Below are 23,139 nucleotides of genomic sequence, written 5' to 3' on the forward strand. Positions count from 1 at the left end.
TGCTATCTTGAAACTCAGAGTGAGCGAAACGTACTTGTTTCAGCCTGTATTCCAAAAACAGTGGTAAGAACTGTTGGCGCTGGGCTTCACTCGAGAAGAAATATTTATTCAAGGTATCATTCCAGAACGCCCTAGTGAGAACATTAACTGCTCTCTTTGAGGATGATTTTGGAAGGGGAATTAGTCCCTCCACATCCAACATCTAGTAACACCTCTCTTCTCAGTTGAGCACAATCACTTCCTATTTTATTAGATAATTTGATAGTAATATCATTACTTCAATTTTTTCCTAATCATGCAGTGCTGGACTTCTTTTTGTATCTGCAACTTGATCGGATGAACTCTCTCCTGTTTGATCAACCACCTTCGTGAATACGCAATTTGATAATTACTTGTACGATTCCTCAAGTTCTCAAGTATCGGAGTTGCAGACAGTCTTGCGAATAAACAAGATAATATAATGCTGAATGATTTGGTAGTGGTAGTAGTGCTGATTTTGCTAGGATTCCGTGTGTCATATCAGCGCTTATTGTTCACTCAGCCGTGGATGATCCTCATTAGTAGTAAAAAAATGATGCCCTCCCCCCAAACGGAATCGGCAAGGTCTATCTTGCCTGTTGGATCTGGTCCATCAGCTTTTTGTAGTCCTTATCATCGGGTTTGAATTCGAGGCATTTTTTCACGTATTCTTCAGCCTTGTCCCAGTTTGCCATATTCCCATAGGCGAGGGCCGCATAGTAGTATGCCAGTTCCTTTGAAGGATCGAGTTGGATTGCTCGTTCCAGATGATCGATAGCCTTTGCATGATCCTTTGTCTTGTAGAAACAGTAGCCTTTGTAGAAATAGACATCAGCATCATCTGTCATTCCCAGTTCGACCGCTTTGTTCAATGACTCCATGGCCTCGGAGAATCTCTCCGTTCGTGCCTTCACGACGCCGTCATAGTACCAGACTCGGGGATCGTTGGGAGCCATTCCTTTTGCCGATTGAAGATCCAGCTCAGCATACTTGAGATTGCCAGAAGAAATGTTCTTGACAACCGATTCCAGGATGTTAGTGAGTGCTGCTTCATCAACCATCACGAACACTTCCTATGTTTTATGAAAATAGTCTTTTTTCCCCATATACATACTATGGTGCTCGCTAGATAGACTGATAGAAGCAACCACATTTTCGAGATTCTGGTTTCTGTCTTTGGCAATGCCCTGAATGAGACCTTATCCAGAGGTGCACGGCCTTTGTTGCTTTCGAGCACAAGCTTTGTTCTAGCTCCCTTGTTACGGTTTTCACGTCAGGGATTGCTCGTTGGCATTCAAGGTGCAGTAATAATTCTTTTTTAAAAGATGGGAGTTTTTCCATGAACTGATACTTTGCCACCTATCAGTAGATACATGATAATTACTTATAGCCATTTGTTTGATTTTTTAGTCGAAACTAGTATGAGGGTACGTGACACTAGTGGATTCGTTTTAGGATTAATCGCCCTAATCCTGTGCATTTCTCCGGTGATGATACAGACCGGTCTCTTTAGTGTAAACCCGGTTTCCACTGTACACGGCAATACTCCGATCGAGGACACTGTACCAACCAGCGATCCACGATACTATGAAGGCACACTTAATCCTGTTGAAGTCGAGCAGGTGGGTCACATTTCCACAATTGAGAAGTATGTTGAGACCGATGCTGGAAACGAGACCGGCCAGCTAATCTCTTTTGACACGGATAATAATTGGGTGGGTAGTCAGGCTGAGGTCGAGGTCTCCAACCTTACACGGCTCTATTCTATTAACGGTTCCTTTGATGATGGTCTAACAGGAGTCAATTACTACCCAAGCAGCTCTTCTAAGTACTATCCTCTTGGTTGGAGTGCCAGATATACACAGACTGGTCCTAAAAACACAACACAAGTTGCGTCCTATGTCGAGTCAGACGATCGTTTTGTGTCCGTAGAGAATCAGGGGTACACTGCTTCCACGACTAATCCAAATTATTATCATTATGCAGGCACAACAATTCAGTGGAATCAAACTTTTGTAAATGTTCCCTATTCTACAAGTTTTCTCTTGAGTTTTGACTATCTCTATTTTCGAGGACCAATTTACACAGGAACGGGCGATGCACTTACTGGAAACTGTAGCATTAATGTCTATATGAATGGTGATAAGGTCTGGAGTCAGAGTCTTCTTCAACTCTCTTCACATAATACATGGTATCATGTTGGATCTGTGCCAGTAAGTGTGCCTACTATCGGAAATATTTCAGAGGTAAGTATTGGTCTTCTGATCGATGAACAATTATTGCTGGATCCAAATAATGACTATGATGGGGATGGTATAGCTGATGGTGACCTCAATACGGGGTATATTACAGTCCATCTTGATAATGTGCGACTGGTAATGGCCGACCCTCCCTCTTTTGAAGCTGTTAATCTACAGTTCCAAGCTGGCTCTCAAGTGACACCAATTACCGGCGTTAACGGTACTGGTTCTGCGACTATTGTCAATTCTTCTTATTGGACCACTAGTCCGTTGCCAGTACAGGTGACATCTAACACATCCGTGAGTTTCCACTACATTTCTCGTCTACGAGTAATTCGCCTTGGCAACTCGACCTACACTACCAACATTAGTGCTGAAGGCGTCGAGTTCTCGTCTGATCCACTAGTGTCAGCTTATCTGTCGTTCTATTATTATATTGGCTATACTGGTGATTTATCGAATCGATGGTTGACCGTGCGAATTCCTACTGATTGGGGCAACGTCAGCGTGTACGACTCATTCATGACGGATATTACTTCTCTCTGTACTATCGCTCCCGGAGAAATATGGGCTCCTGACTCTCTTCTTGAACGGCTTGGGTGGTGGTTCTTTACTGCTGAATCCCCGAACTATTTACAGTCGGTCAAGGCTCAGAAATATAATGATTCAACATCGGTTTGGAGTGACAGTTCGATCTTTAGGACCTCCAATGTATCGCGTATTACTGCGTCATTTGGTAAGACAGGTCCTCAATCTTTACTCGGTTACCCTGCGCGGGTGCAGTGGTACCTGCCAAATGGGTCTCTATGGTATGAAGAGATGAAGACTGGAACTGGTCAGGGGGTATTGAATAGTACACCTGTCATTTTTGGGGGCATTAATACCAGTGCGGGTATCTGGTCTGTTTACATAACTTGGAACAACGGTTCAGAGATAGGCTGTGGTCGTGTAGAGTTCAGACTGATTCATAGGCTCAGATTAGAGCCTGTAACCGCATATATTGAAACAGAAGTTGGTACCGTTGTGAGTGTTGCTGTTTATGTTTATGATGATGATCAAGGAACCTTTCTTTTAGACTCTGGACTTTCTGTGTCTGGCAATTGGACGCCAGCGAGCATCGATCTCCTTCCGGATGCGCCACACAATAGATGGGCTGGCGACTTCAATACATCCTTTGTGTCCCCCGGCAACAATACTGTCAGGATAAATGCAAGCGGTGCTTCTTATGATCCCTCTTCAACCGAAATTGTGATTGGTGTGCTGTACACTAGAAACTCGCTCACCGCAAATGTAACATTGATTGATATGGCTCTCAATTCAACTCAGAGCATTCAATTGGAGTTCAAAGACTCCTTAGGAACTGCAATCAATGAGGCGAACATCTCGACTTCGATCATGCTCGGGTCATCCAATGGCATATCATGGGGATCTGTGGCTGACATTGGTGCTGGCAATTATCTGATTAATTTCACAGGTCATACCTCTGGAACCTACACAATCAGAATGGTTGCAAGTAAACCAAATTACGAATCGACAGATGTCACTCTTCTAATATATGTGGACACTATTCCCACTTCTTTGGCTTCTCTCAATGGCTCTGCAGATGTGATCACTTATGGCGATCAGTATGACCTGTTTCTCCATTATACAAATGAGAGTGGGTATGGTCTCTCAAATGCAAGTGTGAGCATTCAAGATGTGAAACCATCAACGGGTCTCCCTTATGGGCTAGTTGAAGATCTTGATGATGGTTTTTACCATATCCGGTTTAATTCGACGGAGATAGGCATCTACTCAATCGTGGTCCTTGCGAACAAGACCAATTTTCAGCCACAGTATCTCTCATTCACACTCACGGTTACGAAAGACACAATGTTCCTCTCAGTCGCTGATCCTGCCCCCGTTCTAACTGTTGGTGAGCTTTACAATTCATGTGTGTATCTTAATGCTTCTACTGGTCAAGGTTTATCCGGGGCCGTCATCAATGGAGTTGATTTGCCTCAAGCCCTATTGAATCTCTCTATCTTTGATTGTGGAAATGGAAGTTATTTTGTTACTTTCCGGCTTAATGATACTGGCTTCTTTCATTTTGTTCTGGCTGCGGCCTATCCTAATTACGCAAATACTACTGTTGTGTTCTCGGTCTCGGTAGTCCCTATACAGACTACTCTGTCCTTAGTCACAGGTACTAATTTGGGAATCACCCTTGTTGGAACCGAGTATGAGATCTTATTATTCTTCGAGAGCACTGAACGATCCGAGAACGTCACGGGTGCATCTATCGATGTTCGACTGGATGAAGGCGACCCACTAAATTGGACACTTGAAGAAAGTGAAGAGTATTATGCTATTCGTTTCACTGCACCCAGTACTGGACGACGGATTATTACCATTACGGCCTCAAAAATACACTATCAACCGGACTATATTGTCTATATTCTTGATGTCAGTCCTATTCCCACAGCACTGGAGGCTCTGGGCACGCCAGATCGTCCACTGTTCAACAGAACCAAATATTTCACGTTGAATTATCATTGTGTACTGAATAGCAGCGGCGTGGGCAGAGCGACGATCGATATTGCTGGTGATGGTCATGAGTGGTTTAACTGGACGTACTTAGGTGATGGGGTCTACAACTTTTCAGTGACCCCCACTGAACTTGGACAATATAACATCCAAATTTCGCTTACTCGTGAAGGGTTCGTGCCTCAAAAATTGACGATGTCTTTTGAAGTCGTAAAGATTCCAATTACTATTGTCATGTCCCCAATTGTCTGGAAAGAGGGTACTCCACTCCTGATTTCTCTCCAAGTTATGGAGGCTGATTCAGGACTGCCTGTCACTGGTGCATCAGTAAGTTGTCAGATATCTATCCCGAATTCTGCGCCTGTCAACATTGTGTTACATGAGGAAGCTCCTGGCAATTATTCGGGCTCAGTAGAGATTCCCTTTACCGGCGAGAACTCATATAGCCTAGAGATCACAGTCACGAAAGAAAACTACAAGCTTGAAGAAGGGCCGCTGCTTACAAGTATAACATTAGTTCCTGATTACCGATCACACTTGCTTTCTCTGCTGGTGTCTGTTGGATCCATTGGTGCAATCATCTTTTCAACTGTCTTTATTTCCGCTATTGTTTATCGTATCCATAGAAAACGTCACCAGCAACGAGAGGCAATTGCTATTGATATGAAACAGCGTCTTGATGATGCTGGTAATCTAATCGGTGTCATCATTCTGCATAAATTGAGTGGACTACCATTGTATTCCCGGTTTGTCAGAAATGCATTTGATGAGTCTATGGTCGCGGCCTTCATTACTGCAATCACTCACTTCAGAGCTGAGATCGACTCATCAACTCAAGTCGAGGGGAAGGTCTCTCCCATGTCCGATATCATTCGTATTGTCACAATGAAGAATCTTCTCTGTGCGTTTGTGACTTTAATGCCTCCCTCTCAGAATCAAGAACGCAAGTTCGAGACCTATGCTAAGATAATTGGGATCAGATACGCTTCAGATTTCGAAAACCCTCCTGTAGAAGTAATCGATAAAGAGATGACAGATATCCTAGATGAATTAGTGAACGACATTCTAGATGGAAATCTCCTAAGACCATTCAGGGTCGAAAAAGTAACTGATGGATCTCGTGAGCTGCAAATTCTACTTGAAGCATCCAATGAGTTCCCAGATGGGGTATTTAGGCTCTCTGAGATTGCCTCGTTTCTGATGACAACGGGCTTCCGAATGATTGATACCTATCTTCTTATTCTGAAAGCATTGAACGAAAAAATAGTTGTTCCAGCTGGAAATGACTATCTGCTGGACTCGTCAGATGAGGAATAAGTGACAATCATTGCCCGTTGATTGCAAAGATCAATCATACTCGAGTAGTAGCGATTCCTATTGCTTTTCAGAAAGTAGACACAAAATCGGGTTTAACAATCAACTCAACTGAAGATACGTTTTCTTTAGATCACATTATAGGAACCGCAAGGTGTAATCTCCTTGCAAAGTCACTGTTGCGGGGGTCGTATCATGTCCCAGTGCGTAAACTCCGTTTCCGGAGGGATGCATTCCGCGACAACTTCGAAACCAAAGTGTTGATAGATTGATACGTTTCGTTCGCTCTCAGTTTCAAGGTAGCAGGGGAGTTCGACCCTGTCTAAATATGCAAGCACAGGTCGCAGTGACTTGCTACAGTAACCTTGCCCCTGTTTCTCTGGATCTACAGCAAGTGAACTAAGATACATGTACGGTGTTGTTGCAAACTTTTTTCTTCGCTCGGATGTAAACTCGATATATCTTAGTATTTTTTTTACCAATCCCATACCGTATTTTCGAATCAGCTTGAATCCACCATGCCGAAGAGCTTTCAATAAACCGCCGTTCATTGAACTCGAATGTTTCCATATTGCTATGCCCTCTATATCCTCTGAAGTTGTGAGCACATCCCCACTGACGAGACCCTGTTTAAGCACGTATTCGAAAAATAGTGGTAAATACTGCTGCCGCTGGGTCTCATCAGGAAAGAAGTATGTCATCAAAATGTCATTTTTGAATGCGCCTGATAATACATCTACTGCTCTCTTGAAGGACGATTTCGGAAGCGGAATTAACCCCTCTACTTTTATCTCCATGCATGAACACCTCACGCTATTCTCTACTACTTTTAGTTTCTATCTCTCTATTCGAATAGATGTATGAAACTGAGCCAACATTTTTGATTTTTAACAGATATAATGTATCTTATCTGCTTTTTGAGTTTATCAAATTTCTCTTTCGAATCTAATGATGCAAATGTATTTCCTGATTAGTCGGTAACGTTTCAGTCTAAATCTGATACTAATTAGTTTGCCAAATCCTCTTCGCAATCAAGTATTAATCTGAATGCTGTTGCTTTTGTCACGTGCATCCCTTTCATATTTAAGATAATTAAAGTGTCCAGAAATCATATGATTCTGTATGCGAATCAGTCCTGAATGTATTGGACTCTAATTATTGTAGAAGTTACTAACGTAGTATATATTTGATTTACTTCTTAGGTTTCTTAACTTCAACAGCTACAATTTGAGCAAATGGAAACAACTCTTCATACGGCTCGCCGCTGTGTTTGCTTACTGCAACATAATCATCCCCGACATGATGAATATATCTAGTTCCGGCAAAGTACCTGCTGACGGTAGATATACTCAGTCGGTATCCCTTCTCACGTGCTTCCTCTAGTATTTCTTTTAAAGATGTCATATCCATATTTTATGATTTTTCTATTTAAGTATTGGGCCATCCCTTACTGAATTAGTTTTATGGATGATGTTTTCGAAGAGATCGTGTATGATCTAGATGAGATTTGAGGCCCGATCAATTTTGCCATCCCGCTAGATGACTAAGCTAATGATTGGAATACCAGTGGCAAATCCAAGGTGGAGTTGTGGTATTGCTGATGTTGAGGTTTCGCTGGTACACTTGTTTTGTCGCGTTGTAGTATTTCGTCTTACTTTCGTTTATGGTTGCCTATTGATATTTACAGAAACAATCTGTGCGAATAGAACCACCTCATCATACATTTGATCAGGTTGTTTGCTTATTGCAACATAATCATCACCGACATGATGAACGTACTTGTTTCTGAATTCAAACCCGGTGATAGTGTACACTCCCAACTTGTAACCTTTTTCACGTGCTTCTTCTAGTAGATCTTTGAACGATGACATACCCATACTCCGAAACCTTTCTTTTTGAGTTATTAGGTCTCGAATTATGGGCTTCACCTATTGGGCGACTGGTTTCCAGTACTCCTTCTCATGGTCTTCCAAAAATCTTCTCAAGTTTGATGTCCCACCAGATGACTAAGATAATAATTGGAATTCCAATGGCAAGGCCAATGTAGAGTTGCAGTATTGGTGCGATTAACGAATCGTTTGTGTATATCTCAACTACGAACGATCCGGTCACATCCAGATTCGGATTGACTCGTGAAATGGTGAGATTGTACGTGGAGCTCTGATCCAATGATACATTGAGTTTCCACAGAGTAGACTGTTCGAAGAATGTGATATTTGCTATCTGTACTGGGGAACTTCCTGCTGATTCGAGTGATAGTATGATGGGTGTCGATTTTATATTCGTAGATGAGACCGTCAGTGATGAAATTATTGCGTAACAGGATTCGGGGTGAGCCAAATTAGTCGTAGGCAGGGTCACTCTGGTAGTGGGACTGCTTGTTGTCAGATCAAAATTGTATGTTTCTTGAGCGAGTAGTGTGGGATTGCGGGCGGGTCTTCGGAAGAAGTTATCTCCGTATTGAACAGTGGGACCCGGATCCATTGTGACTAAGACGCCTTGAATTATTATTATATATGCCAGAACCAAATAGATTGCGAGTGCCACTGGCGATCTATGACGTGGCCATTTTGCCTTGTATGTGTAATTACCATCTGCCTCCTTGACCGGAAAGAACCTATACTGCCCCTTATATGCGAGGCCTAAGACTGCAAAAAGCATCACCGCACCGTAGAATCCCACTAGGCTCGCGGGAGTATTTAGTGGTTTTTGAGTCAGGAGCCAGTATTGATAATCAACAAGGACATGAATGGATGCATTCTTGTCGAGTCGAACAAACTGTAGTACAAGAGTTTCGTAGTCAGGTGTGACAATAATGCACGTGTCATCGATCTCAGTCACATTGGTGAATTCGGCAATTACCATCTGAGTATTATCCGTAATCTTAACACTGATCGGCGTATCATTAGTCCTGAGTGATTTTATCTCCACCTGTGTAATCCATCTAGGGGGATAAATAGTGATATTATATGATGGTGAGCTTGTGGTCAATGTTGCATCATACGGAAGCTGCCATTGCTCTATAGTGTGATATGGCGGCTGAAATTGATTTAAGAGAGTTGCTCCAAGGTATGGAATGGCACAAACACTGAACACAATTAGCAAAATTGTTGGTCTTGTAATATATGAAATCTTTCCCATATCTCCCACTTCATGCGCATCTATCCCAGAAAGTGTATAAGTTTTGTTACATGCGCGGCTCTGTGTGAAAAGTCTGAGTGATAGAGGATTATGAAAAGAGTGAACACCATTTTGTTTCCGGATCCGAAACTCTTCAGGATTCATTCTGCCTTGAACGCTCTATGGCCGTGGACTTTTCACACAGCTCCTACATGCGCAGTACCGTTTTTCTGCCCAGTTACCGACAGTGTGCGTTCTGTTCTAATCGCGGTATCTCTCAATTCATACGAGGCTTCGGATCTTTAGATACACGAGCACTGGAATTGTGATGATCACACTGATCAGAATGAGCATGAGGAACGCATAGGCTTCGTTCTGGAATGGGAGCCCGACATTCATGCCGTAGATGCTGGCAATGAGTGTGGGGATCATGGCGACCAGAGAGATCGAGGTCAGCGTCTTCATGACCTTGTTCAAATTGTGGTTGACAATGCTGTCGTACGCATTCATTGCGTTATCGATCAGGTCACGGTAGATTGCGCTCAACTCTAATTGCTGTTGCAGGTCCACCTCGAGATCTTCCAGTCTGTCCTCATCAAGTACCATTCTTCCGATGGACCGTAGCCGCATTAGCCTGCGCAGGACCTTCATGTCCGCCTTCAATGCCGCCTCCATGAACACAGCATCACGGGAGAGTTGGAAAAACCTGTTGAGTTGGGACGGGTAGATCTCCGTGAAGATAGAGTCCTCGATGCTGTTGATGGTCGCCTCGATCACGTCGAGCATGTGTTCGAACGAACCGATGACGATCTCCCATAGTACATAGATGACCTCGGCGGCTGTAGTACACAGGCGGATCTTTCGCATGAGCCGATCTTTACGAAGGGGGATTCTCTGGTGGCGTAAGATGACGATGTCTCGACCATTCGTAAAGACGCCCACTGGGAACGTGGAGTACTCGCGGTCAGTGACCTCAAGGTTGACCGGGACGCGGAGGACGAGCATGGTGAATCTGTCCTCAACCTGAAGTCGTGGCCGTTCATCATAGTCTTGGAGGTCTCGCAGATCGTCAAGATCAATGTCAAAGTGGTGACAGATCTCCACAAGGTCCTCTTCTTGGATCGCCTGAACTTCAACAAGCAGCGGCTCATCTGGAGCGTTCTCGAAATCTGGATATTCGATTCCGCTCTCCAGTGCGATGATCGAGAATATTCTCTCCGTGTCTGCGTCGCTGCTCATCCAAAGCACCTCAACATAAGTACGCACGTAATCCTTTCAGCATCAGCAATGTTGGTGGTCTCTCTAAGATCACCTCACCTCTCATGAATGTCATGAGGCTGACTAGTTGCCAGATGTCGTATCCATGTATCTCAATCTGACGTGTAATATAAATGAGAGGAATATCACGAAGATCACTTTGTAGCAAGGTGCACGGCTGCAACGCCAAAGAAGATCTTTTTGAACCAGACCGACTGGAATCCCGCTCTCCTAATGAGTAAAGAGAGGGTCTCGGCATCATAGAATCCTTGAACCGTATCTGCGAGAAATGAATATCCTTCCTTAGAACCTGCAAGAAGCGGGCCAAGATGATTCACCGCAAGATCGACGTATCTGTGAAAACTCTCCCGAATGATCGGTTGTGATGGTTGGCTGGTTTCCAAATTTAGAAAGATGCCACCCGGACGCAGGACACGATAGAATTCTCTGAAGACACTTACGAGTTCGGAAGGTCCATTGTTTAGGTTGCGAGTGGCAAAGGATATTGTGACAAGATCCACAGACTCGTCCAAGAACGGAAGTCTTCGTGTATCGGTCAGAATGAATTGCAGTCTGTGGGATGGCTCCTTATTCTTTGATGCGGTGAGCATATCCTGACTAAAGTCACTGGTGACAACTCTTGTTCGTCTGTCTGCGATCTGTTGTAAGAGTGCTGCCATCTCGCCAGTCCCACTACAGACATCGAGCCATGTCCCTCTTAGTTTGAGTTTCTTGACAATACGGACTGCCAAGCTTCGCCAGATAATATCGAGACCAAGTGTGAACACGTGATTTACCTGTTCATACTTTTGTGCTATGTCACTGAACACCTGTTGTAGACGAGCAGTCATTATAGTGACCGAGTTCCTTGTTCCTGTTCTTTAAGGTTTCACCTCACAATGACAAAGGTATGTCATTTACGTTGTCGGAGTTTCACAATTACTACGACTACAACAACAACCGCTGCCATGCCTCCGATCAGTACCAAAATAATCTCATTACTGAGAAATCCTGTTGGTATCGTGTTCGTTGGTATGGTGGTTGTAGTGTTAGTTGTACTCTCTGGCACAACTGTCACAAAGACGGTGTCCTTGGCATAATTTCCATTCAGATCCCAGATGATAAGCGTATAATTGTATACGCCCACATTCAGTCCATCCACGTTTACTACTATCGGTTCTCCATTCCATGTTCCTGAATTGATAGCGACCCCGTTTCGATAGAGCGTATAATTAGATGGATTCGAATCACTTGGGTTCCATACGATCTGATGGCCAGTCGTTCCTATCTGATAGGTTATGTCCAACGGATGGTCAATAATTGGTGGTAATGACACATTGACAAGGACCCATGTTGTGAAGGAGGTTGAGTGTCCAAACGAGTCTTCTGCGTAGAATGTATAATTATATGCACCCTTCGTGAGACCGTTCAAACTGACAGTGGTCGTGTTTGATTGAGTGGTCCATGAAAATTGTGATTCGCGAACGTTGTTCACCCATAACTCTAGGAGAGAGGGATATAGACTTCCAGCCACCCATGTTATTGTTTTACCAGTCGGATCTGTACATGCTAGATTGGTCAGACCCCAAATAAGTGGAGGTTGATCCGGAATTGAATCTCCAGCTGTGAACACGGCATCAGAGATATCTTCAGCATACATGCCACGATCGGTCGTTGTCACCTTTACTACATATGTGTCCCTGTGTTGCCATGACGTTGTATCCCATGTAAACTCATCAATCGATAGATTCGATGCAACTAGCATGAATGTCGTTCCGCCATCATTTGAGATATAGACCTCATGATTCGGACTGCAGTCTGCATTCTTTGATACAACAGTCCAGTCGATCGTTTGACTTCCCGTCCAGTCCTCTCCGCCATTCGGAGTATTCAGTGTTACAGTGGGAGCAAAGAAATTGTTGAAGGTGACATTATTCCACGTTCTGACATACGTTGATCCACCTTTTGTCGTGGCTGTGGCAATGATATCCCGTGTCGCATTTTGTCCGAAATTAGTAGTATCATACCATGCAGAACGGCCAGCAAATTCAACAACCATGCTTTTGCGTGTATCTACATGTAGTGTGAATGTACCTGATTGTGCTGCATAATTGTATATCCCAAAATATATTGAACCGGATCTATCTGCAGTGATTGTGCAACTCTCCGGTCGTCTGCTCGTGGCCATCTTACTACCTAGAATGTTGTTTGCGTATGTCCATGTATCACTTACAGTGTCCGCCCACCATGCCATGACATCACAATCGTCGGAAGTGAAATCTAGGCTTAACTTCACAGGGTCGTCTTTTTGGATCCCATTGACCAGTACCCACGCAAATTGTGTCTGATCAATTGTCCCGGTGAATGGGTTATAGGACGATGAAGGTATCACCAAATCACCTGTTTTTTCAAAGTACATTCCCGTCTGGAAGCCGAGGCTCGTATGGTCGATTTTCTTCTCAGGGAAGTTTGGTACTGAAATCTCTGAAATTGTCACATTGACTATGATATGATCTCCATTCAATACGTCGTTCGTTTCGAATGGGGCTGGTGTCGTATTCCAGTTAGAGTAATACGTCTGTTCCATAGTCGGTTCTGCGATAGCACCATATGTCATTACTTTAATTGTGTAGTTAAGCGGGAGTGACAATTGCTTGTCCATATCTGTCGGATGAATTAACAGATAATACATGCCTATGGGATTAGTGGGGAGTTCGACCATCACCGCCGTTGTGCAGTTCGTGCTCGAAGCGTCACCCGTCAATTGTGTACAGTTCTCATTGAAGACTTGTACAGTCATAGCACACCCGGCATCTTCCCAAATGACTCGAACTCCCATATTCTCCGTCTCAGAATGTGGGTTGTAAATTGCATAGCTCCTATAGTCGCCTACCAAGTCTTTGCCCATAAGTCCGTACACAGGACTATCATACGGTGAGAGATCCGTGCCAGTTCCAGACACTATTGTATTTTCTTCGGTCATATCCGCCGAGAGATTCCCGACAAGACTGAAACTCCATGGTACCGTCACGGTTGTTGTGCCATCAGAAATTTCGGCATACCCTTGATAGATGCCTGTGTCATCTACGGGTGCTGTCAATTTCCATGTATACGTTGAAGATCCACTGCCGGGCAAGGCTGTGATCATCGACGTAGATTTCTTTTCCCAGAAGATCACAGTACATTGGAAAGAGTGACCTGAGTTAGACATATCATCATCAAAAGCTGGATCGTGGATTACAAGTGTTAAATCACCCTTAAGAATTGCAGAGAGGCTCGACATGTTTGTCGCGAAGGACATCATGCTCGTGCACGAAGAATTGCGCCCATCTGCCAGACGGATTAGTTCGTTGCCTTGTTGGGTCGATGCGTCCCATCTATTGGGCATGCCATCACTTGGATCATCATCAGACCAGTCATAGAGAAATGACCATGGTGCGCCGTATTTGGAAATATCATCTTTGTTGAATGAAATTCCTATTGTGACATATGAATAAGTTGAGACCGCCGAATCATAGGTCGTTGCGCCGATTTTGTCCCTGAGATCATACCATCCATACATCTGTGCGGAACTAACTGTATCATTATATGTGAAGGTCGTGCCTGAGAACGAATACGTTTCAGCTTTGTGCCAATAGTATGCTGAGGTCGTCCACCCCGTCGTATCTGTAATGTATGGACCAGACACATTGGTAAAGATCTTCTGAGTCACATTTGTCACCGAACCTGGAAAGACCTGACCAAAATATAATGATCCCTCGCCAAACCCTGAAGGTAGGCTCGAATGGGCTACATCTGTATGTAGCATATCCGACGGGCCGGAACCGCTATGGCTCCATGCTTTATTAGCAATTCCCATCAGATTGTCAAATGAATCACTTGACTCGACAATGAATCCAACATCATTTTTGACATACTCACAAGCTGCTTGTGCATCAACTCGACCAAAGCCTTCAGTTGCAGGATCATACCCTAATCGCTCAGATGTGCTCTGAATTATGGTCTTGACCTTATCCGGAGACCATGATAGTCCCTTGTCATTCAGGGCCTCAATGACCAAAGCTGCAACTCCTGCAACAACTGGTGCAGACTGACTTGTTCCTGAGAATAATGTGACATTGGAATAGGAACTGCCCCAATGTTGGCCTAGATACGAGGCATATACGGGTACTGGGGCATAGGCAGCCAGACCCGGAGCGACAACGTCCGGTTTAACGTATCCTAAGAACGAGGGTCCTCTGCTTGAGAACGAGGCAATGCCCTCGATATTTTGATCCGGCCCATATAGGTACTCCAAGTATTGATTACTGGTGGAGGCTCCAACTGTTAGTACTCCTGCTGAACAGCCCGGGGGACCATCGGTCATAAATCCTGAGCCTTCATTCCCCACTGAGAAGATGTGAAGTACTCCGGGATACGCTGGATCGAGATATCCTGGTGTTGATAGAATTGTCCATATTAGTGACAAATAGGACAGTTCCCCATTAGAAGCAACCTCCCATCCCCAAGAGTTTGTCACGAGGTCAGCTTGATGATTTCCTGTATAATTGAATGTGCTAGTTGCCTCATTATAGTCAAATCCACAGATCCATAGATATGCCCCAATTTTGCTGCCTGATGTCAGGGCGCGAACCGAGAGGATCTTTGATTGATTGGCAATACCAGTCATGTAGAAGTACGAACCATTGTTGGAGTCGTAGTATTGGTGCTTCCCCCGGCTGGCAACATGAGCGGCTGTGGATGTGCCATGTGTGTCCGCGTCAAAATACAGACAGACTGCGGCACCATCTGATCGGAATCCATTGAAGACTGGCTCGTCGGTGAACCATTCATTTGCATCGAAGCACCACGAGATAGCTCCTAGACTGTAATCGTTGACGCCGTCCCCGTTCAAGTCTGCCGCCACTACAGGGTTGGAGTAGTTATATGTTGCAACAGCGATATCATCTGTGAAGTCCCAGTCACAGAGGTCGAGGATCGGTTGTGTCTCAGCAGGATTGGTGAGGTTGACGTTCTTATAGTAAATCCCGCCATCCCAGAACCATGACCACGCCTCAGCGCCCTCCCAATCAATAGCCAAATTCCACTCACTGGTTTTAGATGACTTGTACACGAGTGCAGGAGCAAAGGCCCTCATGTACGGAGTGGATCTCTGTTGGAAGATGAACCCCACTCGATAATCACCAAGTACCTCTGATGTGTCAGGGAGTCGTATGTCCTGCCATATGTCATCAGGCATTGTACCAACGTCTACACCCCAATAGTACGCGTAGAGCCATACAAAGCCTATCCGGCGATGATACGGCGAATTTTTGTCTCCATCACCAATCAGATATCTTCCAGACCCCTCATAGTTTAACATTGGATCCCAACTGGAGACGTTGAGATAGACGCCTGTTGCGTTTCGATAGGTGAGCACATTTCCGTCTGACAGCCACGCATCAGGGTCTGCCACATTAGTTGTATTTGCATGAACGAATAGGTTGAGTCCATATCCAGACGGATCATATGTACCATTGTCATAGGCCTCCGTCAGATCGGGAACGCCAAAGTCGCATCCAGTATCAATATGCCCGACTACAATCCCATCACCAGTGTATTCTGCCGCAATGCTCTCAGTTGCACCTACAACAGTACGTATTTCTGACATGTCCAATGAAAACGGCGGCACTTGCACATCCTTTGTATCAGGATTCGCGAATTCATCGACAACGGGGTTTATCATCTTGTCCGCCCGGATCGCTGTTACGCCGCGGAGGTTCATTATACTCTTGAGAGAATCCTGTGATGGCATCGATACTTTTGCTAGTTTGAATACTTTGAAGTCCATCTTCCAGGATAGGTCTGCAAATTCTTCTATCGCGTCCATATCGATCCAAGGTGCACAGTAGACCAATACGCTTGGATTCCCATGCACAAGTGAGATCGAATCGTCAACTGTTCCGCCGGAAAGCCATTTTTCTAAAAGCGGGTCTATATCAGGTCTGAAATCAGGACGTGACCAATTGCTCCAGAGTGCCTCTGATTGTTCTTGGACAATTTCTGGAAGGCTCTGATCATGTGTTATTGTTGCACTCATATGATTGAGCGCGGCCTGTGATGATTGGATATCGTCATTATTCGGTACAGACCTGAAGTAGTACGGATTTCTCGTGAGCTCTGTAAATGAGTCCACAGTGTAATCAGTGATATAAAACGGTCCTGAAGTGATCATCGGTTTTACCATTGGATTTGGATTCCATTGGTTCCATCTACTGGGCTCGAGATTCTGAAAATAGTGTTTGGGAATCACAGGCAAATCTACAAGCTTTGTGAGATGCCAATACGACTCTGTATTAAATTCTACAACCAATATGTAATCTTGTGGGGCATACAGTGCAAAGGCATCTTGAAGACTGCTACTATAGGGATTATCTGGGGCATTACGATAATAGTTGTAAGTGAATGCAATATCTTGAGCTGTGAGGGGTACTCCATCGGTCCAAGAAGCATTTCTCACGATACTGAATGTGTAGCGTGAATGTCCTACGGGAATAGCATGATTGTCTGCATGAGTTTCAGTGATGTAGCTGTTACAGAGCCAATTAATAATACTGCCATCCGGGCCTCTTCGTAGTAGAGGTTCATACAGCTCGCTCAGTACATTCTTAGTAGACTCTGACGTACGGATCATAAAATTAAAGCTCTCAAGGTCGAGGCGATTCCCCCACCGGAATGTACCTCCAAAGGGACCACCTGCCTGACTATGGCGTCTGACTTTTTGGTTTGTCCACCAAGACGCTAATCCGTGAGCAATATCGTTGACGTGCCCCTCAAAAGTATCTGTTCTATATGCCGACACCATTTTGTTCTCATAGCAGACGATAATTGGGCTCTCATAGGCCAAAATTTTTTGCATTTCGATGGCTGCTTCATATACGTCATTATAATCTGTTGAGTAGAGTAGTTTGTCCCTCCATGAATCGTAGGATGCATTCCTGAAGTTGGGATAATTGCGGTCGGGCTCAGTAGCGTATTCAGACCAATACTCGAATCCAAGCCAGTCCACATCAAAGTCGGTGAACGATTTACCCATGAATGCTACATCATAGTCCCCATGTGTTTGGAGTCTAGAATAATAGTCATAAAAATCAGTTGGAACAGATGTTGCATCTATGCCTAGTGCCTGTAGTGCGTCTGCTGCCCTTGTACCAACCTGAAGCGCAATGGATGATGACTGTGCACATTCTATTCGGACCGTGAAATCGGAACCGTCAGGGGCCTCTCGATAGCCATCCGAATCTATGTCGATAAAACCCGCATCTGTAAGGATCTGTTTTCCAAGATTGACATTTTTGTCGTAATAAGAGTATGATAACTGTCCCTCTGCCGAGAATGGATTGATCTGTGGGACTACACTATCAAGTGGAATTGCAGTATCATCCCAGACCTCTTTCGAAATATTTTCTTTATCCAGTGCAAACGCAAAAGCTCTACGAAATGCAGTAATATTGAGAGGATACTTTTGACAGTTGATGATCAAATAGCCATAACCATTCCGTAAAGTCGTGGCGATTTCTATATTTGAGGAATTTGATAATTGATCCACGAATGATGGATCAACGAACTGGCCAATAATATCAATATTATTATTTTGAAGCGCAAGGACTTGGTCCGCATCTTCTCGAATGACCTTGAAAACAAGTTTGTCTATGTAAGGTCCTGAACTATCACTGGAAGTTCCTGCTGCACTGACAGTTTGCAATGCACCTATGTTCGAGCTCACAAAAGTAACTAAGAATAAACTGAGAATGATTATAGCTGTTTTTCTCATTAAAACAACCCCACTACTGACAAGTTGTGGGAATTATCGAGTCTAATATAATTTTCGAGAGGTTTTACAAAAAACCTCGATGTACGAATGGTTTTTGTTGCTGATGACAATCAATGGTTTGGTATCATCGGTGGTTCTACTTGATCGATTGTCATATACGTTTCCATTCTTCAGGAACGGTCTCATTAATTCATGATGATGATTCAACTTTTTATTCATGACTTAGATATTACATGAAACAAATTCTTCATAAGTCAATATTGGTGGATATTCATGGCGGGGCCTATGAGGAGAAACATCGATTCGTATACTTGTCATCAATCATCTAGTTGCTTTAGCTCTTTTTCTCCAAAGAGATTCTTGTTCTCTCTCAAGCCTAGAACGAGATCGCTCTATTATCGTGGATTTGCACTTGCCTTTTCATTGATAGTACTACTACTTGCACCGGTGCAGGTGGAAGGTGACATGGTAGTAATTCAAACAAGATCAATTAACACTGGGCAGCCATACGTGGTTGATCAAAACACAACAATGCCTCTCGCTGATGTTAACATTAGTATCGTCATTTCGGAGCAATGGCATTACGATATCTCCTTGCGGAGCAGGTTTCAGATCTTTTGTGGAAATACAGCAAATCTCACGTTAGCATTTGTCTATCCTAGTTCGTGGCATTCCTTTTCAGATTATAGCCCCACCGTCCTACACTTTTTCACAATTGCGCTCAATGGCTCTGAAGTAGAGTATGATATTTTGACACAGGCTGAGTTGGCCGAAACCTACATACCTAACGCCGCCAACGATAGCTATCTGTACAGCTGTAATTTTGCCGTGTTCTCAACAGCAGTCAGTTCAAATACAACTTATTTGGTCGATGTGGATTCGGATTTTGAACTTAATTCGACCGAAAATCAATTTTATTTTGATTACGTTGTTGGCACTGCGAAAAGTTGGAGCGGGAACACTCATGAGACCGTTCGTATGCGTGTGACGAATCTTACTCAATTTGAGAGTTGTTCTTTTTATCCTAGTACGGGTCTAGAAATAAATAAGATTGATAATAATACGCACTTGGCGATCTGGGATTTTAACATCAGTTCCTTCGAAGGTGATGTGGTCGCATTCCAAGTGGAACAAAGGAGACCCGAGTATCATGGTATGTACCCTCCAGAGCCCGCGCCTCTTCTCGTTGCTATTGTCCTACTAGTGATTTTTGCCCCCATAATCGCGCTTGCTGTGTATTTACGAAGATGGCCTTGATCTCAGAAGATGTCGCGTGATCGATGAAATATTTTTACTATTATATATTGCCAGAGTTACAAACGGTTGGCAACACTCGTGCATTTTCTCTTCGATTCATTTTTGATCTTAGCTTTGACTCCGGCATCGGATATGATCCTTGTCATAGTCACTTTCATTGTGCTTCTGATTTTGGGACGAGCCGTGTTGTCCCGCGCATCCGTGATTCGGACATTGCTACGCGACCGTGCCCCTTCGAGTGCAATGGTTCCGGCAGCGATTCTTTTTGTGGTCTTCGAACTCGTTCTTATCTCGATGAATTATGGCTTGTTTGGCACCATACTAGCCGGCGTGGCACTGGTTCTTGCGCTTGTTCTTGGTGGTATCACGATATGGCGTAATCGCTGATTGATGTGTTTGTTGTCTGTTTCTCAATGTAACATCACGAGTTAGATCATCACTTGTCATTGTCTGAATATGTACTTGTTATTAGTATATTATATTTTCCATGGACTTTTGATATTTTATAATGCAACGCGACTTTGAAGTTTGAGTCAGAGATGTGCTTATAAGAAATCGTTGGATATTAAATAATGAATCCAATGACTATTGATGACTCCAAAAAAACCATAGAAATTGCAGAGTCTTTTATTACTGCTCTGGAGCAAAATCCCCGATTAAGGGACAGGTTAGTCCAGATTATAGCTCCTGCGGATTATGTTAAACGTGACGAACTGGCCGAGTTATTAAAAGAAATTCGAGAGATTAGAGTGGAGTCTATGCAGCGTTTCGAGGCATCTGAACGCCGCTTTGAGGCCATGCAGAAGCAGATCGATGAACATTTGCAGGAGAGCAGAGAACATTTCGAGGCATCTGAACGCCGCTTTGAGGCCATGCAGAAGCAGATCGACGAGAACATGCGGAAGAGCGATGAGCGTTTTGAGGCCATGCAGAAGCAGATCGACGAGCATATGCACGAGAGTCGAGAACGTTTTGAGGCCATGCAGAAGCAGATCGACGAGAACATGCGGAAGAGCGATGAGCGTTTTGAGGCCATGCAGAAGCAGATCGACGAGAACATGCACGAGAGTCGAGAACGTTTTGAGGCCATGCAGAAGCAGATCGACGAGAACATGCGGAAGAGCGATGAGCGTTTTGAGGCCATGCAGAAGCAGATCGACAAACGTTTTGAGGCGGTGGACAAGCGTTTTGAAGAACTACATCGCGACATCGTAATACTGCAAGTATCAATGTCTGAACTTTCTGGAAAATATGGTAAGAGGGCTGAGGATGCATTGCGAAAGGTGTTGGCAGAGATACTGAAGGCTGAAGGAATCGATCCGGATAAGATCAATCACGTACAGGTGATTGATCCTGATGGAAAAATCTTTGCGAAAGGATATACTACTGATATTGACATATACTATGAAGGCAAGCAACGATGGATTATCGAGTATAAGGCTCGGGCTGAGCGTAATGACATTATGCATCTGGTCTTCGTAGGACGGTTGATGGAAGAAGTATACAAGTTAAAACCTGATCGACTACTTATGGTTGCATTGAACGTAAGTGGTATGGCTGAATCTTTTGCAGAAGAGATGGGTGTTGATATCATTCATGGCATCCAGTCAAATCCACCGTTGAAACCTCCCCCGTAGAAACAGATGGCTTCTTGGACGTTTCAGTTTACTCAGTCTGTTTCCTACATCGGATGTGATTCTTACTATAGTCACGCTCATTGTGTTTGTGATTGCGGGAGATCAGATGTATTCATGGCGGATTTACAGTCTATCCAAAATTCTCCAACGTACATACAATTAACGGTAACTACAAAAGAGCCTGCCTGTTGAGAACGTGTATTGTAGAGCGATAACGAGAGGCTGTGAGGTCTAATTGATGGGATTCACTGGCAATGATACCCAGCTTGAACTTGGAGATGTCTTTCAAACACGACAATATTTCATGTTTGGACTGTACTTGCTTCTTGGCTATCTCTCAACGCAGCTCCATGAGCTAGGCCACTGGTCCGCCGCTACAGTTCTGGGTGAGACCTTTCTCCTAGGTTTTGATCGGTGGCAAATCACCTCTGGATCGGATGCTGGTCATTCTGTTGCAATATTGGCAGCTGGTCCCCTTACCACCTTAGTCCTTATTGTAATGGGCCTTGTCATTGCCCGCCACGTACACGACGCCTACATAAAATGGGTGGGCTTGGCTGTTGCCCTATTCAATTCTTGGTTTGCACTGGTCCCTCAAGTAGTGGCCCTCTTGTTTGGTGGCATGGGCGATGAGGGGTGGATCTCGTACTACTTGGGCATTCCTCAGTATGTGATCAGGCTTCCTTTAGTCTTAGGTCTCGTTGCTGCATTGTTTGTAGGCCTTAGAATGTTTGCCCATACGATTCCCACGAGCAGGTTGACCTTTGCCGGGTTGTTCGTGATTCCTCTGGTTGTTATAGGTCTGATAGTGGTAATTGATCGGTTAGTCTGGGTGGACTATCATGAGGGACTGCTCCTCTTTCCCTTTTTTGGAATATCCGCCGTGACCGTGCTAGTAAATATTGTTCTCTTTGTTGCCGTTATAGTGGCTCTCTGGCATCCGCTTAAGAAGAGGCTGGAATTTTTGATCGGTAAAGGACACAATCCGGACTCAGTATCAGGGCAACCTTAGGTCTCAGTCCAGTTATCGCTGAACGTATCCTTGTGCCGCTTTTACTGGTCCAGATTATTTCACTAGCCACTATTCTTTTCATGCTCTACGAGTCCTGACGATTTTCACCACAATTATAATCGCAACTAATGCCGATATTGCGATGACAGTCACAGTCAGGATCATAGGCACCTTCGGAAGAAGCCACGTGTCCCATGGATCATTTTCTGTGTCTACAGAATACTCAACGAGTTTGTCCCAGCGATCATTGGAGTCCGGATAGTGGTATTGGATCGCACCGACATTGGGCGCATACCATACCCAAAAGCTGACGTGACCATCAGGGGTCAGTTCTTCCTCGTGGACCTTTATGCAGTTCTCAAAGGTACCTGCTGGAACAGTGACGGTCTCGATAGAGTCGATTGTATAGTTGGCCGAGAACGGAACATTAGAGATCTGAGTACCATCTGCTTTCAGCGTCAGAGTTCCAACTGTCGAGCCCCGATGCACAGCTCCTTCTTTGACTGGTTCTGTGACATACGCCAGTCCATTAGTCACAATGATCTTGGCAGACTCGTCTTCAAAACCCCACCAGACTAGGGTGTCATCAGTCTTTGATAGCCACATCTGATTGACCCATGTATAATTTGACTCGCCCGGCTGCATCTGAGATTCACACCAGAGGATCGTGAACGTTCCAAATGGTCCTCCCAAGAACTCGGTCTCTTCAGCCACGTACCGTTTCGTGGACCATGTACCTGTATCATCTGTTGAATTGTATACGAGATAATTGCCTGGTGACAACGGAAAATAGCTCATCTTTAATGCGTTTACGGGAGCTACACTTGGTACTGCGGTGATGAGAAAGATCGCAAACCCGATCAGCACCAACGTAGAAGACTTGTTGTTCATAACCGTTACCAAAGGCACTTTGAAGATAAGGGTATTCTGCATATCTTATTATCC

At 44.3% G+C, this 23,139-nt stretch carries 14 protein-coding genes; 5 read left to right on the plus strand and 9 right to left on the minus strand.

What is annotated here, in order from left to right:
- Positions 1–605: 605 nt before the first annotated feature.
- Positions 606–1,079 carry a tetratricopeptide repeat protein gene (locus K9W43_14045; protein MCF2138349.1) on the minus strand — a complete coding sequence of 158 codons (474 nt, stop codon included), beginning with the start codon at positions 1,077–1,079 and terminating at the stop codon, positions 606–608.
- A gap of 426 nt (positions 1,080–1,505) precedes the next feature.
- On the opposite strand from K9W43_14045, the gene K9W43_14050 reads away from it, so the two are divergent.
- Complete coding sequence (locus K9W43_14050; protein MCF2138350.1) at positions 1,506–6,101, plus strand: hypothetical protein; 4,596 nt, start codon at positions 1,506–1,508, stop codon at positions 6,099–6,101.
- Positions 6,102–6,271: 170 nt separating this feature from the next.
- On the opposite strand, the gene K9W43_14055 is transcribed toward K9W43_14050, so the two are convergent.
- The 7 genes from K9W43_14055 to K9W43_14085 all read right to left on the minus strand — a co-directional run bounded on the left by K9W43_14055 (position 6,272) and on the right by K9W43_14085 (position 18,288).
- Positions 6,272–6,895, minus strand: coding sequence for a GNAT family N-acetyltransferase (locus tag K9W43_14055; protein MCF2138351.1), 624 nt, complete (start codon positions 6,893–6,895; stop codon positions 6,272–6,274).
- 394 nt (positions 6,896–7,289) lie between these two features.
- Positions 7,290–7,508: a hypothetical protein gene (locus tag K9W43_14060; protein ID MCF2138352.1), complete on the minus strand. Its 219-nt coding sequence runs from the start codon at positions 7,506–7,508 to the stop codon at positions 7,290–7,292.
- A gap of 251 nt (positions 7,509–7,759) precedes the next feature.
- Complete coding sequence (locus K9W43_14065; GenBank protein MCF2138353.1) at positions 7,760–7,969, minus strand: hypothetical protein; 210 nt, start codon at positions 7,967–7,969, stop codon at positions 7,760–7,762.
- An 88-nt stretch (positions 7,970–8,057) separates the two neighbouring features.
- Positions 8,058–9,029 carry a hypothetical protein gene (locus tag K9W43_14070; GenBank protein ID MCF2138354.1) on the minus strand — a complete coding sequence of 324 codons (972 nt, stop codon included), beginning with the start codon at positions 9,027–9,029 and terminating at the stop codon, positions 8,058–8,060.
- Positions 9,030–9,500: 471 nt separating this feature from the next.
- Positions 9,501–10,457 carry a magnesium transporter CorA family protein gene (locus K9W43_14075; protein ID MCF2138355.1) on the minus strand — a complete coding sequence of 319 codons (957 nt, stop codon included), beginning with the start codon at positions 10,455–10,457 and terminating at the stop codon, positions 9,501–9,503.
- A 173-nt stretch (positions 10,458–10,630) separates the two neighbouring features.
- A complete protein-coding gene (locus K9W43_14080) occupies positions 10,631–11,326 on the minus strand; it encodes a ubiquinone/menaquinone biosynthesis methyltransferase (GenBank protein ID MCF2138356.1) in 696 nt (231 codons plus the stop codon).
- Between the two features lie 62 nt (positions 11,327–11,388).
- Positions 11,389–18,288: an ABC transporter substrate-binding protein gene (locus K9W43_14085; GenBank protein MCF2138357.1), complete on the minus strand. Its 6,900-nt coding sequence runs from the start codon at positions 18,286–18,288 to the stop codon at positions 11,389–11,391.
- A gap of 465 nt (positions 18,289–18,753) precedes the next feature.
- On the opposite strand from K9W43_14085, the gene K9W43_14090 reads away from it, so the two are divergent.
- From K9W43_14090 to K9W43_14105, 4 genes are all read left to right on the plus strand, one after another.
- Positions 18,754–19,545 carry a hypothetical protein gene (locus K9W43_14090; GenBank protein ID MCF2138358.1) on the plus strand — a complete coding sequence of 264 codons (792 nt, stop codon included), beginning with the start codon at positions 18,754–18,756 and terminating at the stop codon, positions 19,543–19,545.
- Positions 19,546–19,659: 114 nt separating this feature from the next.
- Positions 19,660–19,932: a hypothetical protein gene (locus K9W43_14095; protein MCF2138359.1), complete on the plus strand. Its 273-nt coding sequence runs from the start codon at positions 19,660–19,662 to the stop codon at positions 19,930–19,932.
- A gap of 194 nt (positions 19,933–20,126) precedes the next feature.
- Positions 20,127–21,182 carry a hypothetical protein gene (locus tag K9W43_14100; GenBank protein ID MCF2138360.1) on the plus strand — a complete coding sequence of 352 codons (1,056 nt, stop codon included), beginning with the start codon at positions 20,127–20,129 and terminating at the stop codon, positions 21,180–21,182.
- Positions 21,183–21,420: 238 nt separating this feature from the next.
- Positions 21,421–22,194 carry a hypothetical protein gene (locus K9W43_14105; GenBank protein MCF2138361.1) on the plus strand — a complete coding sequence of 258 codons (774 nt, stop codon included), beginning with the start codon at positions 21,421–21,423 and terminating at the stop codon, positions 22,192–22,194.
- A 78-nt stretch (positions 22,195–22,272) separates the two neighbouring features.
- Here K9W43_14105 and K9W43_14110 read toward each other — a convergent pair whose 3' ends face one another.
- Entirely contained in the window at positions 22,273–23,127 is an 855-nt protein-coding gene (locus tag K9W43_14110) for a hypothetical protein (GenBank protein MCF2138362.1), read from the minus strand.
- Positions 23,128–23,139: the final 12 nt, after the last annotated feature.

Source organism: Candidatus Thorarchaeota archaeon, assembly GCA_021498125.1.
Lineage (GTDB): Archaea > Asgardarchaeota > Thorarchaeia > Thorarchaeales > Thorarchaeaceae > B65-G9.